Origin of the sequence: Pseudomonas sp. RA_105y_Pfl2_P56 (assembly GCF_963970845.1) — a bacterium.
Lineage (GTDB): Bacteria > Pseudomonadota > Gammaproteobacteria > Pseudomonadales > Pseudomonadaceae > Aquipseudomonas > Aquipseudomonas baetica_A.
This window is the reverse complement of record NZ_CAXAPL010000008.1, coordinates 152,238-167,281: the sequence shown is the minus strand read 5'-3', so window position 1 is coordinate 167,281 and position 15,044 is coordinate 152,238. Positions and strand designations below refer to the sequence as shown.

General features: G+C 57.6%; 15 protein-coding genes and 1 pseudogene. 3 read left to right on the top strand and 13 right to left on the bottom strand.

Annotated elements, in window-relative coordinates:
• Nucleotides 1-139: 139 nt before the first annotated feature.
• The 3 genes from nhaB to AACY11_RS08340 form a co-directional block, all read right to left on the bottom strand.
• On the bottom strand, nt 140-1,642 hold the full coding sequence (gene nhaB / locus AACY11_RS08350) for a sodium/proton antiporter NhaB (protein ID WP_339465720.1): 1,503 nt from the start codon (nt 1,640-1,642) through the stop codon (nt 140-142).
• Between the two features lie 61 nt (nt 1,643-1,703).
• Nucleotides 1,704-2,993, bottom strand: coding sequence for a hypothetical protein (locus AACY11_RS08345; protein ID WP_339494392.1), 1,290 nt, complete (start codon nt 2,991-2,993; stop codon nt 1,704-1,706).
• Between the two features lie 282 nt (nt 2,994-3,275).
• The gene (locus tag AACY11_RS08340; RefSeq protein WP_221731656.1) at nt 3,276-3,542 is read right to left on the bottom strand and encodes a hypothetical protein; all 267 of its coding nucleotides are present in this window, start codon (nt 3,540-3,542) and stop codon (nt 3,276-3,278) included.
• A gap of 345 nt (nt 3,543-3,887) precedes the next feature.
• Here AACY11_RS08340 and AACY11_RS08335 point away from each other — a divergent pair, with 345 nt between their 5' ends.
• Nucleotides 3,888-5,213, top strand: coding sequence for a sigma-54 dependent transcriptional regulator (locus AACY11_RS08335; protein WP_339465718.1), 1,326 nt, complete (start codon nt 3,888-3,890; stop codon nt 5,211-5,213).
• A 65-nt stretch (nt 5,214-5,278) separates the two neighbouring features.
• Here AACY11_RS08335 and AACY11_RS08330 read toward each other — a convergent pair whose 3' ends face one another.
• From AACY11_RS08330 to AACY11_RS28335, 10 genes and pseudogenes are all read right to left on the bottom strand, one after another.
• Complete coding sequence (locus tag AACY11_RS08330; RefSeq protein ID WP_339465717.1) at nt 5,279-6,577, bottom strand: hypothetical protein; 1,299 nt, start codon at nt 6,575-6,577, stop codon at nt 5,279-5,281.
• A gap of 45 nt (nt 6,578-6,622) precedes the next feature.
• The gene (locus AACY11_RS08325; protein ID WP_339465716.1) at nt 6,623-7,369 is read right to left on the bottom strand and encodes a hypothetical protein; all 747 of its coding nucleotides are present in this window, start codon (nt 7,367-7,369) and stop codon (nt 6,623-6,625) included.
• 42 nt (nt 7,370-7,411) lie between these two features.
• Complete coding sequence (locus tag AACY11_RS08320; RefSeq protein ID WP_339465715.1) at nt 7,412-8,092, bottom strand: C39 family peptidase; 681 nt, start codon at nt 8,090-8,092, stop codon at nt 7,412-7,414.
• Nucleotides 8,093-8,155: 63 nt separating this feature from the next.
• Nucleotides 8,156-9,145 carry a heme utilization protein gene (locus AACY11_RS08315; RefSeq protein ID WP_339465713.1) on the bottom strand — a complete coding sequence of 330 codons (990 nt, stop codon included), beginning with the start codon at nt 9,143-9,145 and terminating at the stop codon, nt 8,156-8,158.
• A gap of 71 nt (nt 9,146-9,216) precedes the next feature.
• Nucleotides 9,217-9,792, bottom strand: a complete 576-nt coding sequence (locus AACY11_RS08310; RefSeq protein ID WP_221731662.1) for an adhesin — start codon at nt 9,790-9,792, stop codon at nt 9,217-9,219.
• A 1-nt stretch (nt 9,793) separates the two neighbouring features.
• Complete coding sequence (locus tag AACY11_RS08305) at nt 9,794-10,243, bottom strand: hypothetical protein (protein WP_339465709.1); 450 nt, start codon at nt 10,241-10,243, stop codon at nt 9,794-9,796.
• A gap of 343 nt (nt 10,244-10,586) precedes the next feature.
• The gene (locus AACY11_RS08300) at nt 10,587-11,123 is read right to left on the bottom strand and encodes an AAA family ATPase (protein WP_339494391.1); all 537 of its coding nucleotides are present in this window, start codon (nt 11,121-11,123) and stop codon (nt 10,587-10,589) included.
• A complete protein-coding gene (gene pnuC, locus AACY11_RS08295) occupies nt 11,120-11,683 on the bottom strand; it encodes a nicotinamide riboside transporter PnuC (protein ID WP_339465706.1) in 564 nt (187 codons plus the stop codon). The genes AACY11_RS08300 and pnuC overlap by 4 nt, the downstream gene beginning before the upstream one ends.
• Nucleotides 11,684-11,801: 118 nt before the next feature.
• Nucleotides 11,802-12,536 carry a methyl-accepting chemotaxis protein gene (locus AACY11_RS28340; RefSeq protein ID WP_401138962.1) on the bottom strand — a complete coding sequence of 245 codons (735 nt, stop codon included), beginning with the start codon at nt 12,534-12,536 and terminating at the stop codon, nt 11,802-11,804.
• 123 nt (nt 12,537-12,659) lie between these two features.
• Nucleotides 12,660-13,346: pseudogene (locus tag AACY11_RS28335) on the bottom strand (cache domain-containing protein); the annotation flags it as partial.
• 394 nt (nt 13,347-13,740) lie between these two features.
• Between AACY11_RS28335 and AACY11_RS08285 the strand changes: the two are divergent.
• Together AACY11_RS08285 and AACY11_RS08280 are read left to right on the top strand one after the other, a co-directional pair.
• Nucleotides 13,741-14,571 carry an undecaprenyl-diphosphate phosphatase gene (locus AACY11_RS08285; RefSeq protein WP_339494389.1) on the top strand — a complete coding sequence of 277 codons (831 nt, stop codon included), beginning with the start codon at nt 13,741-13,743 and terminating at the stop codon, nt 14,569-14,571.
• Entirely contained in the window at nt 14,568-14,996 is a 429-nt protein-coding gene (locus AACY11_RS08280) for a DUF1294 domain-containing protein (RefSeq protein ID WP_339465703.1), read from the top strand. Before AACY11_RS08285 ends, AACY11_RS08280 begins: the two co-directional genes overlap by 4 nt.
• The last annotated feature ends 48 nt before the right edge of the window (nt 14,997-15,044 follow it).

Here is a 15,044-nt window from a genome sequence, read left to right as displayed (position 1 = left end):
ACTACCCAAGCACTGGTCGCACTAGCCCGCAAGCTTGCCCGGGTGGTATTTGCTCTGTTGAAAAACCAGAGCGAATACTCACCTAAAGCGGTTTAGGGGCTAGGCATGAACCATAGAATCTCCCACATCAGTTATGTGTTTACAGCCAGTAGCTGACGGCGTACCAGCCCAGGGAACCCATCACAACGGTGTAAGGCACTGCCATCCACACCATTCGGCCATAAGACAGACGCACCAGCGGTGCAATTGCCGAGGTCAGCAGGAACAGAAACGCCGCCTGACCATTCGGTGTCGCAACACTCGGCAAATTGGTGCCGGTGTTGATCGCAATCGCCAGCGTCTCGAAGTGCTCGCGGGTCATGTGCCCAGCCAGGAATGCCTGTTTCACTTCGGTGATGTAAATGGTTGCCACGAACACGTTGTCACTGATGGCCGAAAGCACGCCATTGGCAATGAACAACATGCCCGGTTGCTGGTCAGCCGGCAGCGCCAGCACCCACTCGATCAGCGGCGCAAACAAGTGTTGATCGTGAATCACCGCCACCACGGCAAAGAACACCACCAGCAAGGCAGTGAACGGCATGGCGTCCTTGAACGCGCTGCCCAGACGATGCTCGTCGGTGATCCCGGTAAACGCGGTGATCAACACGATCACCATCAGGCCGATCAGGCCGACTTCCGCGACATGGAAAGCCAGCCCGGCAATCAGGATCAGCGCGGCTGCGCCTTGCACCAGCAGGGCGGCGCGTTGACGATTCGTGCGCTTGGCGTTGTCCTCGGCGGCATAGTTGGCGAGGACGGCGCGCACGTTCTCCGGCAGCAGTGTGCCGTAACCGAACCAGCGCAGCTTCTCCAGCAAAACGCAGGTCACAAGACCTGCCACCAGCACTGGCACGGATACCGGGGCGACTTTCAAGAAGAACTCGGTGAAGTGCCAGCCCATTTCATGGCCGATCAGCAGGTTCTGTGGCTCGCCTACCAATGTGCAGACGCCACCCAGCGCCGTGCCCACCGCGCCGTGCATCAACAGACTGCGCAGGAACTCGCGGAACTGTTCCAGATCGTCATGTTGCAGGGCGGGCAGGTGTTGGTCATCACTGATTTCACTGTCCTGCCGTGGATCGTTCCCCGAGGCAACGCGGTGGTAGACCGCGTAGAAACCGACACCCGCGCTGATGATCACTGCTGTGACGGTCAATGCATCGAGAAACGCTGAAAGAAACGCCGACAGGAAGCAGAACATCAGGGACAGCAGCGCTTTTGAACGTACGCCCAATAACAGCCGCGAAAACAGAAACAGCAGCAGATCCTTCATGAAGTAAATGCCGGCCACCATGAACATCAGCAGCAGGATCACCGGAAAGTTGTGCACCAGCTCATCATAAAGTGCCTGCGGCGTGGTCATCTTCAGCAGCAGAGCTTCAATCAACAACAGACCGCCGGGCATCAACGGATAGCACTTGAGGGCCATGGCCAGGGTGAAGATAAACTCGATCACCAGCAGCCAGCCAGCCGCGACGGGGCCGGCAGTGAACAGCACGACAGCATTAAGGATCAGGAATCCAACGATGGTCGCTTTATACCAGCGTGGTGAATGCCCTAGAAAGTTATGCGCGAACGCCTGGGCCATTGAACCGGACATCGGTTGCTCCTTGTCTTGAGAAGCGCGCAAGTTGCCGGATGTGAGAACGAAGATCAAGCTCTTAGGCGTTCAGATACCGCGCGATCACGGCCCGGTAACGGCCATTCAGCGAATAACCACCGACGAGGATAGCGCCATCCGCTTGCACAGCCAGTGAGTTTGCCGTGTCGAGACTGTGTCCCAGACGGGTGCGCAGCCAGCCATTGCCATGGCCGAAGCTTGGGTCCAGGCGGCCATCGGCGTGGTAGCGGGCCACGATGAAATCTGCTTCGATCCCGCCAATGGTTGCACCTGCGGCGATGATTCGGCCATCTGCCATGCGCTGGGCGGCGCTCCATTGGCAGCCGCTGGGACCGATGTCCAGCAGTTGCGGCTGGCCGTTATTGCGATGCAGGTCGGGGCGACCATTGGGGTGAAGGCTGAAAGCCAGGCAGCGGAGCGGGTCGAAACTGCTGCCGAAACAGTGCAGGGCGTCTTCGGACTCAAGGACCCGACTGATCTGAGCGCTTCGCCCATCAGCCTTGATGGTCATGAAGCCGTCTACTGCAAAACGCTCGTCAAGACGACCATCGGGCAGATAGCGCGCCAACAGGCCTTGCTGAGGGAAATCGATTGAACCGCCCACCACGATCCGCCCGTCTTCCTGCAGCAGCAGACTACTGAGCCAGGTATTGAGCAACAGATGGCGGATCATCACGAAGCCGCGACCGTTGAAGGTTTCATCCAGGCTGGCGTCGGGTTTGAGTCGAATCAGCATGCCGGCATGGTCAGCAAGTTCGAAATGGTGGTTGGCGATCAGCAGAATATGCCCGTCGGCCTGTACCGCTAAATCGCAGGCCTCAGCACCCGGTACGCCCGGAGGCAGCCAGGGGTCACGGGAGCCCATGGACAAATCGCCCGGCAGGCATACAACTTTGCGGCCATTATCCCCAAACGTTTGATCCGGTCTGCCTTGAGCGTCGAACAGAGCGACGGCGGGCAGTGTGCGATGGGTGTTTTCATAGTGCAGGCCGGCCAGCAGGATGCGTCCATCGGGCAACGCCTGCACTTTGCCGCCCATGGCCTCGAAACCAGGTGCAAAGGTGCCGATCACGCAGCCTTGATCACCGAATGATAGATCGGTGGAACCATCGGCGAGCAACCGAGCAAGGCCGAAACGGCTGCCTTGTGCAAGGCCGACTTTGGCTGCCACAAGAATCCGCCCTTGCGCATCCAGGGCAACCTCTTGAGTCAGGCTGGACACACTGTCGGGAAAATAAACCTGGGCGACTCCGTTGGCGGCAAATGTCCTGTCGAGTTGACCGGCATTATTAAATGGCGTCGGGAGCAGATAAGTATTCAACGTTGACATGCACGCATCTCCTTGCGAGTTGACCAGAACCGGGTGCCGGTCGGGTAACTGCATGAGCGGAACATTCAATCCCTGAACAGAGGGAAGTACAACTGTAAGAACTAACAGGTAGAGGGTCACACTGTGCCAGAACAGTGTCTTTTTGAACCAATGGCAAGCCTGCCAAGCAGTTACGTTGCCGCGCGTGGCTGAAAGTTGTACAGAAGTATGGGGAGTAAAATAGAAACAGCAACTAAGAACAGGAGAGCGGATGACCTCAAAGTCATCCGCCTTACCCGGCTATCAATGTGGCATCGACCACGATTGTAACGCGTAACCTTCTTCGCTCAGTTCGGCGCGAGCCTGCTGCAGCAACTGTTCCAGCTGTGCCGGGTCGGAGTAGGCGGTGCTCGGAATCTGTTTACGGCCGATACGTGAATTGGTGCGGTCGATAACAGTCAGGCTCAATTCGCCATTGCCGTCTTGTGGGGCCCAGGCCACGCACTGGAAAGGTTGAAACGCGTGGTTGGCAATCAAAAGAGCTTCGTTGATACGGAGCGGGGCGGTCATGGGGTTTTCTCTCTTTAGTGCCCAGTCAAGTGATAGGCCGTCGGTTGGGCTCACCGATCGGCTGGTTACTTGTACTGATGCACGCAACCGGGGAGCAGGTCACACTTGAAACAAAGAAATTTCAAATTTCTTTTATGCACTCGGATTTTCTGGAGAACTTGAAAGTTTGCTGAAAGAGACCAAGTCGATAGCTAGCTAATAATTACATTTCTTATAACGTATTTGCCGGTAGATCTATAAGCAATCGATACAAGGCGCCGTCAAATTCTTGCTAGTGTTACAGCCAGGTCTGCCAAATGACTGTTTTTAAAATAAATTCCTTAAATTTGGCGCCAAGGAACAGTCATGAGTGAAGCGCCCGCATTACGACGTTTATTGGTGGTCGATCCCTGCGACGACTGTCACCGCTTACTACCCGGTTTGCGCGCGGCAGGCTGGGATGTCGACAGCTGCAGCCTGGAAAACGCCGCCGACCGTAGCTGTGATGTCGGCTTGCTGCGTTTGCAGCCTTTTCACCTGGAACGTCCCGAAGCCGTCAAGGAACTGATCAGTCGCAGCGGCACTGAATGGATCGCTGTGCTCAATCAGGAAGTCCTGCGCTTGCAGAACGTCGGTGACTTCGTCTGTGAATGGTTTTTCGATTTCCATACCTTGCCGTTTGACGTGTCGCGGGTGCAGGTCACCCTCGGCCGCGCGTTCGGCATGGCGCGCTTGCGCGGGCAGGGCACGGTCCACATCGATCAGCCGGAACACGAACTGCTCGGCGACAGCAAACCGATACGCGAACTACGCAAACTCCTCAGCAAACTGGCGCCCACCGAGTCGCCCGTATTGATCCGCGGCGAAAGCGGCACCGGTAAAGAGCTGGTTGCACGCACGCTGCATCGTCAATCCCAGCGTAACAACAAGCCGTTCGTGGCGATCAACTGCGGTGCAATTCCTGAACATTTGATCCAGTCCGAACTGTTCGGACACGAAAAAGGTGCGTTTACCGGCGCTCATCAGCGAAAGGTCGGGCGCATCGAAGCGGCCAATGGTGGCACGCTGTTTCTTGATGAAATCGGTGATCTGCCGCTGGAACTGCAAGCCAATCTGCTGCGCTTTCTTCAGGAAAAACACATTGAACGGGTTGGCGGCAGTCAACCGATCCCGGTTGATGTGCGCGTTCTGGCGGCGACTCACGTCGATCTCGAAGCCGCCATCGACAAGAAGCTCTTTCGCGAAGACCTGTATTACCGTCTCAACGTTCTGCAAGTCGCCACCGCGCCCCTGCGTGAGCGCCACGGCGATCTGTCGATGCTGGCCAACCACTTTTCCCACTTCTACAGTCACGAAACCGGACGCCGGCCGCGCAGCTTCAGTGAAGATGCGCTGATTGCCATGGGCAAACACGACTGGCCGGGCAACGTTCGCGAACTGGCCAACCGCGTGCGTCGAGGCCTGGTATTGGCTGAAGGTCGGCAGATCGAAGCGCGCGACCTGGGTTTGATCAGCCAGCACGCAATCGCCACTCCGATGGGGACGCTGGAAGACTACAAAACCCGTGCCGAACGCCAGGCGCTGTGCGATGTGTTGAACCGGCACAGCGACAACCTTAGTATCGCGGCCAAGGTGCTTGGAGTTTCGCGGCCGACTTTTTATCGCTTGTTGCACAAGCATCAGATCCGCTAGGGCGGGGGAAACGAACAAGGCCCGCTGCGACGTAATCGCAGCGGGCCTTGTTCGTGATCGAGCGGTCAGAAGTAGTACGGGAATTTCAGGCTGAAGGAAAAGTCCGGGGCATCATCGGTCAAGCCGATAGACAGGTTGGGAACGATGGTCAGGTTATCGGTGGCCGCAACGGTCATGCCGATGTTGAAGTAGCCGGCGTTGGCATCACTGGACACCACCGACTGCCAATCCCCGCCGTCTTGTTTGAGCTTGCTTTGACGTTGCACCAGATCAGATACCGAGAACGACATGCTCATCTTTTCGTTCAAGGCGAAGGCTACACCGGCGCCGATCTGGAAGCTGTCGCCGATTCGCACTTTGCCTGGGGTTTTCTGGTTGACGGTCGAGCTGATGTCGTCGAACGACTCCTCAAGGTTATGTGTGTAGGACAAGCTGCCGAACAACACCGCCGGGTCGAAGGTTTTGACCAGCGAGATGCCTGGCGTAATCGACCAGACGCCGTTGCCGGTCGGCAGGGTGTCAGGCACGAACAGGTTGGTGTTGGCGTCGGTCTGGCGCAACTTGATGCCGAACGGGTCCTTGCCGGTCGGCGCCTTCACGCGCAAGGTGACCACGGCGTCCGGGGTGTTGACGGACTCGTCCATGAATTTATAGGCGATACCGAAGTTGACGTCGCCAATGGTGGGATCTCGCGTAACGTCCTGCTCTGTTGTTACGCCGGCAGCCCCCTGATTGCCGCCACCGGACTGATAGGTCGATTCGCGGTACACCACTGGCACGTTCAGATCAAACTGCCAGCGATTGTTGAAGTTGTAGCGACCGGTGACGTCCAGCGTCCAGGTATCGGCCTTGATACGGTCAAGGTTGATGTTGCCCAGAAAAATCGAATCCAGTGCGAGAAAACCATTCAGGATCAACTGACGGGTGTCATAGCGCGAGTAGGTAATGCCGGTTTCGAGACTGAATTTACCGCCGCCAAAAAAGCCACTGGCTTCGTCATACAGGTTGGATACGCTTTGCGCCGGTTGTGAATCGTCGGCCAGCGACTGCCCGTAACCACTGCCACCTGCAGCGCCTCCGGATGCAGTGGCAGAGCCAGTGCGGTTTGCAACGGCATTGCGTTTCATGTCTGCAGGCGATTTGACCAGGCGCTTGGGAGGTGGGGCTACGGGTTGCTCCTCAACCTGGCGGACTCGTTGTTCGAGTACCGCCAGGGCCTTTTGTTGTACTTCGTATCGTTGTTTGAGTTCCAGAAGTTCTTGCTTGAGTGTCGCGACGTCCGCGTCGGGTGCTGCTTGCAGCATGGCGGCGGGAAGAAGCGTACTCAAACAAACCGCTGTACGCAGTGATACTGATCGATACATGAATAAGCCGTCCCTTTAAACCCAATGATCGAGACCAAGCGTAGTTCAATATCCGATATTGCGTAGGGCCCTGAGTTGACTCAGGTTACAGTCCAATGCGCCGGCGCTCATGCCGTTGTTGTTCAGAACTACGTTGAGTTGGGTCATGTTGTTGACCACGTTGGCACTGCCGAGCAAGCGGGTGTTTTGCAGCAAACCACCCTGGGCGACCTGTTGCAGGGATGTACCCTGATTTCCGGAGGCCTGAATAGCCATTTGAATGCCACTGCCGGTGGCCGAAACGGCCACATTCCCGGCAGCATTACCACCGGTGATGGTTTGTCCGGCCATCAACGCCTGCCCTTGAGCGGGTACCAGCGCTGGAGCCCTGGAAGCCTCTGAGACATTGATTGCGACGTTATTGTAGGCCGTGTTGCTGTCGCCAGCGGCGCGCACGCTTTGCGTCACGCCCTGGCTGCTGTTGAGGGCGGCGCCACCGGTAATCGTGCCGGTGCCGGCTGTCAGGGGGCTGCCGTTGCCGTGCTCCTTGATGGTCTGAACATAGAATTCGGGTTTAACGGTTGCTGCTTGAAGTTGCATTGAGGTCGATGCCCCGATCAGGTCACCACTGGCATTGCGCCAGGTACTGCTCATGACAATACCGAAGCTGATGATTCGCCCCGGCATGACATAACGACCGCGCAGCTCGGCGAGCTCCTGGTCCTTGACTTCGATGGGTTTGAATCCTGCATTGGCGTAGCCTGAAACGCTCGCTGCCAGGCAGGCAGCGGCCAGCCAGTATGAGGTTTTCATCTGCTGCTCCCGGGACGTCCAGTCCCATTCTTTTATCGGCGATTAAAAGAAGTCGCTCTGTATGAATCCGAAATCCATCAACTCGGCGTCTCGGACAGGGTTGAAACCATCGAGTTTGTTCTTGGCGGTCAGCGGTGTCGGAGGGCTTCGTAACGCATTGGTTTTGTCATATCCGGGACCGACGATGGCGAAGACAATGCCGTTCCAACCTTTGACAAAGTCATCGTGGCCGTAGCGTTTATGGCCTAAAACCGGGTCTGCGATGTAAACCCAATCCTTGTCCGCACGCTGCAACACCACGAAATGCTTGTAGCCGCGAATCTCCATCAGTACCACCACCGGAATGGTCACCGCTTCGAGTTTCTCGGGCGGAATCCGGTAACCCCTGGCACGCATGCCGATGCTTTCAACGTAGCGCTTCATGTCCAGCATGGAAAAACCTTGAGTGCGAACAAGGTCCGGGTCGGAATTGACCAGCATGCCTTTGATGATGTGCTCCTCATCGACGTCGAGCCAATAGGCCTGGCGTAACACCGTGGCCAGTGCGGCGGCGCCGCAACTGAAATCGGTTTTCTGTTCGACGATGTCGGAAAACTTGCGCTCACGAATGCTTTGCACGTTCTTGTAGACGAGTGTGCCGCCAGGAAGGGCAGCCACAGGCATCTGGGCAGCCTGGGACAGGCCGGACAGGCAAAGCAGAGCGATAAGGGCAGTCTTACGCATGATCGATACGCCTTTGCGGACTGAGGAATAGCCCCGTTGCCGGGGCTTTCGTTTCGATCGCGATTACATGCAGGCTTTGCAACCTGCAGCGATGGACAGCGAGTTGCTTTGTTGGTTGCCCACACCGGCCGAGACGTTGGCTCCACCGTTGCCGGAGAAGTTGTTCATCGAACCAGTCATGTTGGCAGTGTTGGTGACTGGGTTTTTCCAGCCATCTTTGGTCAACACTTGCTGAGTGGTTACGCCAGCGAGGCCAAAAGTACCCACGGCTTCGAACTTGGCTTTTTGATCGTCATTGCCACCACCATGACCACCTTTGTTGCCGTACCCACCGTGGTGGCTGTCATCGCCTTCGATGGTTGCAGTGCCTTTGGCTTTAAACACACCAGCGGCTGCAAAAGTGCCGGTAAGGGTGTCTTTTTTGTAGGTTTGCACACCTTTGTTTTCGACCACCAGGCCAGTGGAAGACTGGTTGGCCGCGGCTGCGGCCTGAGCGACACGACCGCCCGATACAGCGATAGCCAGGTTGTTTTTCTGTTGGTTGAAGTTGCCAGCCGTCACGTTGACGCCGATGTTGCCGGAGCCGTTGTTGCCTGCATTGTTAAGTGTGGCGTTGTTGACGGTCGACGAATTTTTTACGTAGTTGTTGTTGTTGACCTGAGTTGCACTCGAGGCAGCAACAGCAGTGCCGAAGATGAAGCTTTCGTCGGCGGTCGCCAGAGCGGCAGCGTTGTCTTGTTGGTTACCGTCGCCTGCTGCGGTGTTGGCACCCATGTTGCCGTTGGAACCGTTGAGCGAGTTGTCGGTGGTGGCGTTGTTTTTGGTGCCCTGGTTTTTCACCACGTTGCCGTCGCTGTTCTGTGTATCCAGTACAGCGGCGCCGGCACCGGCAGTGATTTGCAGGAGCTGCTCCAGGGTTGGGCCTTTTGGTGGAGGAGGCTGGTGACCATGACCGCCGTTGTTACCATGATCGTTACCGCCTGCCTGAGCTGCCATTGCCATTACTGCTGCAAGAGCGAAAACCAGTGGTTTAAGAGCCATTGTAGGTTTCATGGTGTTTCTCCGTGCTTATTAGTTGGTTAAGTGTTGGGACTTTTCTAATTGCACTGCTTTTTTTGTTTGGGTCAGTCTGCGACCCGGATGCTCAGGGTGTTAGCCATACGGTTCCCCACCCCGGCACTCTGGTTCACCTGGATGACCCCTCGGCTGCCGGTGAAGGCCTGATCACTTGTCGTGACCTGGCGACTGCCGGGTGAGGTACCAGTTGCTCCTGAGCTCGGTAACAACGCCACGTTCTGTTGAGAAAGGGCGCTATCGTCAACGCTCTGCGGGGCAGCACTGATGCTGACGCGCGTCACGTTGGCCATCTGGTTGTTGGCCCCGGCGCCCTGGTTTACTCCCAGGATTCCGTTGCCATTACTGAAAGAGGTGCCGCCAATGGTGGCGCTGGCATTCATCGACCGGTCGGCCGGCGTGTCGATTCGCTGCCTGACGATGGTGCTGGCGCTGGCGTCGGTGCCAATCGCGATGGCTTTGGTATTGGCTTGCTGCATCTGGTCACCGGCGGCCTGGTTGACGTTGAAGTTGCCGCGGTACTGCACACCAGAATCCTGGATGTTGGCGTTGTTTACCGAGCCAGGGTCGGCGGCCATAGCGCTGGTGCAGCCGATCAAGGCGAGCAGGAGCAGGGAGCGATTCATCTCATTGGCCTCCAGCCATGCGGGTCAAAGGAGCCAGTCCAGTGCTCATCGCACGGTTGACCGTGTTGGAGATCGAGCCGCCGGCACCGCCGCCATGGCCGGCACTCATGCCTGGCATACCGCTGGGGTTGGTCAGGGTGTTCATGCCGGGCAGATTCGAATTGGGTGCGGTGATGTTGCCGCGAATCGACGAGCCGCTGGCGACGCTGGCAAAGTCACCGTCGCTCAGTTCGGTATTGCTCAGAGTCTGGTTGATTCGCGCCGATGGGTTGGCGTTGACGGTGGTCGGGTAGGGGTCTTTGCCACCATTGCGCCCGATAGGAATCGGCTGGACATCGCGATTGAGGACGATCACGCCATTGCCTTCGGCCTGAACGTTGAAACTGAGAATGGTGCTGGCGGCTGATCCGATCAGCAGAAGGCAGGTCAAGCTTTTTTTGAAATTCCCCACGGCTGCAATTCCTTCTTCAGTGGGCTGGCCCTAGTCAGCGTTGTGAAGGAGATAGCGAATCCTGTGCCGCTTTATGATTGTTCTGGAATTTCAATGGGTTACTGGGAATGGATGCGACGCTGACACAGGAACTGTTTCAGCGTTGAAACAGGCTGGCTGGCAAGTATCCGACCAAAGTCGATACAAAGTTCTGGAAGAAGGGTTTGCGCCAATGTGTTTCAGCCGCTTAACAACTGGGATGACAACGCGGTGAAGGCCACTGAGACGGGCGCTTTGCACTCAGGCAAGTGTTTCAGAAACGGACACTTTGGCCCGCGAGACGGCGGCCATGAGGCCGGCGTCCCTATGAGTCGGCTGATTCGGCCAGCAATCGCTCGACCGCAGCAAAGGCTTGCGCCTGGCGCTCGGTCCAATGGCCTTGAATGATCTGAAACGGTTGCCGGTGCTGCTCAAGCCAGTCGTGGGTAGCCTGGTAAAACCCTAAACGCTCGCCAAGATCCGGCTGGCAGCGTTGCCCGTCATCGGTCCAGTCGATCTGCTCCGGGCACAACAGCAGGTGCAAGTCGTAATGCCGGGCCAGCAACTGCGGCTCCAGCCAGGGTGGGCAATCGCCGAACAGGGTCTGGCTCCACAGGATGTTGCTCAACAGGTGGGTGTCGAGAATCAGCAGTGGCGGTTGCTGCGCCCGCGCCTGATCCTCCCATTGCAGTTGGCCGCGGGCGATTTCGGGGATATCGGCCAGACACGTCTCCCGAGGGTTCTGTTCGATGAAAAAGCGTACGTATTCGTCGACGCGCAGGCCACCGAAATGCTGCTGAAGGCCCGCCGCCAGCCAGCTCTTGCCGGTGGACTCGGGGCCGGTCAGAACCACGACTTTCATGTGCGCAACGCCGGATCAGCCCGCCATTCACGCCAGCCTTGTACCGCCAGCAGGGTGAACAAGCCGTACAACGCGGCGGTGAGGTAAAGCCCTTTGTAGATAAACAATCCGACAAAGATCACATCAAGCACGAACCACAGAGCCCAGCATTGCAGGCGTTTTTGCGCCATCCACAGCTGTGCCACCAGGCTGAAACCGGTGAGTGCTGCGTCCAGCCACGGTTGTGCAGCGTCGGTCCAGTGGGCCATGGCCGCACCGAGCAACACACTGCCAACCGCGCCAGCGCACAGGCCAAGGAAAATCGAGCGGGTGTCGAGGCGGGTCACTTCGCGCCCGTCATGCATCGTCCCGGCACGCGTCCATTGCCACCAGCCGTAGATCTGAAGGGCGGCGTAGATCACTTGCAGCAACATGTCCGAATACAGCTTCACTTCAAAGAAGATCCAGCTATAGAGCAACACCATGACCAAACCGATGGGCCAGCACCACGGGTTCTGTTTGACCGTCAGCCAAACGGCGATCACACCGAGGGCGGCAGCAAACAGTTCAAGCCCGGACATGTAGGTTCCTTTGGGGGAGTTGAAGGGGGGCGGATTGTACCCAAAAACACGACCGAGGCATTAAGCGCTGCGCCGCCTGACCTGAGGGAGCGAGCTCACTCCCTCAGGGGCATGGTTGTCAGACGCGGAACTGGCGCAGCAGGCTGTTCAGTTGTTCGCTCAATTGCCCCAGCCGCGCACTCGCCGCACTCGACTGCTCTGCCGCCATTGCGGTGCTGTGAGACAACCCGGCTGCTTGCGTGACGTTCTGGTTGATGTCCTCAACCACATGCGCCTGTTGCAGCGTCGCACTGGCAATCGACGCGTTCAGGCCATTGAGATTGCGCAATGCCTGGCCAATGGCGTTCAGGCTGGCACCGGCCAGCCCGGCCTGTTCGATGGTCAGTTGCGAAGCCTTGCTACTGTCGCCGATCACCTTGACCGCCGCTTCGGAGTGATTTTGCAGTCGCTCGATCATCGATTGGATCTCCGCTGTCGACTTCTGCGTACGCTGCGCCAGCAAGCGCACTTCATCCGCCACCACGGCGAATCCGCGGCCCTGTTCGCCAGCGCGCGCCGCTTCGATGGCCGCGTTGAGCGCGAGCAAGTTGGTTTGCTCGGCAATCGAACGAATCACTTCCAGCACGCTGCCGATCTGGGTACTTTCGTCAGCCAGGGTACGAATCACTTCAACGGCTTGATCAATGGTGCCGGACAACTTGTCGATCTGTTGCAGGCTACCGTCGATATTGATCTGGCCCTGTTGTGCCTGCGCCTCGGCGTCGCGCATTTCGGCGGCGGCATGCTCCGCGTTCTTAGCCACGTCCTGCACACCGTAAGTCACCTCGTTGATCGCGGTGGCGACCAGTTCCATCTGTTGCGATTGTTGCTGGCTGCGTTCCTGGGCCTGCGAGGCATCGTTGCCCAGTTCGCAGGACGACTGGCCGAGGGCGCTGGCCGATACCTGCAAGTCACCGATGACCCGGCGCAATTTGGCAGTGAACGCGTTGAAATGACGAGCCAGCTCCGTGACCTCATCCTTGCCGTGGGTATCGAGGCTGCGGGTCAGGTCGCTTTCGCCGCTGGCGATGTTGGCCATGGCGCTTACGGTTTCCTGCAATGGCCGCACGATACTGCGGGCCATCAGAATCACCAGCAGGGCCATGATCAGCGAAATCGCCAGGCCGACGACCGACGCCTTGATGACTTGCCCCTGGAACTCGACCTGCACATCGTCGACATACACGCCAGAGCCAATCACCCAGCCCCAAGGCTCAAACAACTTGATGTAGGACGTTTTGGCAACAGGCTCGGTGGCACCGGGTTTTGGCCAACGGTAATCGACCATGCCGGCGCCCTTGGCTTTGGCGATGGCGACCATTTCGTTGAACACTGCAAAACCGTCCGGATCGCGGATCGCCGAGAGATTCTGGCCTTCAAGCTTGGGGTTGGTGGGGTGCATGACCATCACGGGCGTGAGGTCGTTGATCCAGAAATAGTCACTCTGGTCGTAGCGCAGGCCACGGATGGCGGTGACTGCCTGTTTTTGCGCGGCTTCTCTGGTCAGAGTGCCGGCGGTTTCCAGGTCATGGTAATAGGTCAGCAATCCGCTGGCGGTCTGTACCACATGCTGGGTTTTCTGGGCTTTGGCGTGATACAGGTCATCGTGAATCTGCTTGAGCATCAACACGCCCAAGGTTAGCAACATGACCACGGCCACAATCAAGATGAGCCACAAGCGTCGGCTGATCGACACACTGCGCAAGCTGTTCATAACGCTGTCACTCCTGATTCTTTTTCTTGTAATAAACGACCGCCAGCATCCAACCACGATTTCGTGAGCGGGCATACGCGACCCAAGTCGTATAACGCGGCAGCGCTAATAAGGCTTGTCTGTTAGGATTTCGGCCCCGCGTGTGAAAACCTGAATCCAAATTAATATTTCACGGAATTTTGACCCCTTCGTGTGGATCCTGAGCGCGCGAAATCGGTACCGCAATATCCGGCCACGCTGATCGCAGTGAACGTTAGAAAATACTATCGGAGCATGCCTGAGCGCATCGCTCTTTGGGGGATTGATGGATCTTTGGACTGCCTTGCAGGCACTGATACTAGGCGTTGTAGAAGGGCTGACGGAGTTTTTGCCCATTTCCAGTACCGGACACCAGATCATCGTTGCCGACCTGCTCAATTTTGCCGGCGAGCGGGCCATGGCGTTCAACATCATTATTCAGCTTGGCGCTATCCTCGCAGTGGTCTGGGAATTTCGTCGCAAGATCCTCGACGTGGTGGTCGGTTTGCCGACTCAGCCCCGCGCGCGGCGCTTTACCGCCAACCTGCTGATCGCTTTCATGCCCGCCGTTGTGCTGGGCGTGATCTTTGCCGATCTGATCCATCAGTATCTGTTCAACCCGATCACCGTGGCTACGGCGTTGGTGGTGGGGGGCGTCATCATGTTGTGGGCTGAACAGCGACAGCATGAAGTGCACGCGCAAACGGTCGATGAGATTCGCTGGACCGACGCGCTGAAAATCGGTTTTGCGCAATGCCTGGCAATGATCCCCGGCACTTCGCGCTCCGGCTCGACGATCATTGGCGGCCTGCTGTTCGGCCTGTCACGCAAAACCGCCACCGAGTTCTCGTTCTTCCTCGCCATGCCAACCATGGTCGGTGCTGCGGTTTACTCCGGTTTCAAGTACCGCCATCTGTTTGTGCCGGCCGACTTTCCGGTGTTCGCCATCGGTTTCGTCACTGCGTTTATCTTCGCGATGATTGCGGTACGCGGTTTGCTCAAGTTCATTGCCAGCCACAGTTATGCAGCGTTTGCCTGGTATCGAATCGTCTTTGGTCTGGTGATTCTGGCAACGTGGCAGTTTGGTTGGGTGGACTGGTCGGCGGCCAAGCCGTGAGTGATACCCGCGCACGCCGCCCCGAAGGTCGACCTTCGGGCGGCGGTATTCAGAACCTGAAACTGAAACTGGTTGTTCTGGCTGTCGTCTGTGCGTTGCCGTTGTACGGCTCGCTGTCGATGGGGGGGCGCGGGATATCGCTGGTGCCGTTGGCGGCTTATGGCGTCGTCAGCGTGCTGGCGTTCTTCATGTATTGGGCTGACAAGCGCAAGGCCCGCGCCGATGCGTGGCGCACGCCGGAGAACATTCTTCATGCGGTTGAACTGGCCGGTGGCTGGCCCGGTGCGTTGATCGCCCAGCAGGTGTTCAGGCACAAGACACGCAAGGTCTCGTATCAGATTTTGTTCTGGGTGATCGTCCTGTTGCACCAGGTGTTCTGGATCGACCAGATCTTCCTCGGCTCCAACCTCCTGGCACTGCTCTAAACAACACGTTGAAGTCGTGTGGGAGCGGCTTGCTCGCCCCCACAGTTT

What these genes read in the sequence shown, in the direction of transcription:
- nhaB (WP_339465720.1), bottom strand. Translation starts at nt 1,642, where the DNA reads ATGTCCGGTTCAATGGCCCAGGCGTTCGCGCATAACTTTCTAGGGCAT.
- AACY11_RS08345 (WP_339494392.1), bottom strand. Translation starts at nt 2,993, where the DNA reads ATGTCAACGTTGAATACTTATCTGCTCCCGACGCCATTTAATAATGCC.
- AACY11_RS08340 (WP_221731656.1), bottom strand. Translation starts at nt 3,542, where the DNA reads ATGACCGCCCCGCTCCGTATCAACGAAGCTCTTTTGATTGCCAACCAC.
- AACY11_RS08335 (WP_339465718.1), top strand. Translation starts at nt 3,888, where the DNA reads ATGAGTGAAGCGCCCGCATTACGACGTTTATTGGTGGTCGATCCCTGC.
- AACY11_RS08330 (WP_339465717.1), bottom strand. Translation starts at nt 6,577, where the DNA reads ATGTATCGATCAGTATCACTGCGTACAGCGGTTTGTTTGAGTACGCTT.
- AACY11_RS08325 (WP_339465716.1), bottom strand. Translation starts at nt 7,369, where the DNA reads ATGAAAACCTCATACTGGCTGGCCGCTGCCTGCCTGGCAGCGAGCGTT.
- AACY11_RS08320 (WP_339465715.1), bottom strand. Translation starts at nt 8,092, where the DNA reads ATGCGTAAGACTGCCCTTATCGCTCTGCTTTGCCTGTCCGGCCTGTCC.
- AACY11_RS08315 (WP_339465713.1), bottom strand. Translation starts at nt 9,145, where the DNA reads ATGAAACCTACAATGGCTCTTAAACCACTGGTTTTCGCTCTTGCAGCA.
- AACY11_RS08310 (WP_221731662.1), bottom strand. Translation starts at nt 9,792, where the DNA reads ATGAATCGCTCCCTGCTCCTGCTCGCCTTGATCGGCTGCACCAGCGCT.
- AACY11_RS08300 (WP_339494391.1), bottom strand. Translation starts at nt 11,123, where the DNA reads ATGAAAGTCGTGGTTCTGACCGGCCCCGAGTCCACCGGCAAGAGCTGG.
- pnuC (WP_339465706.1), bottom strand. Translation starts at nt 11,683, where the DNA reads ATGTCCGGGCTTGAACTGTTTGCTGCCGCCCTCGGTGTGATCGCCGTT.
- AACY11_RS28340 (WP_401138962.1), bottom strand. Translation starts at nt 12,536, where the DNA reads ATGGAACTGGTCGCCACCGCGATCAACGAGGTGACTTACGGTGTGCAG.
- AACY11_RS08285 (WP_339494389.1), top strand. Translation starts at nt 13,741, where the DNA reads ATGGATCTTTGGACTGCCTTGCAGGCACTGATACTAGGCGTTGTAGAA.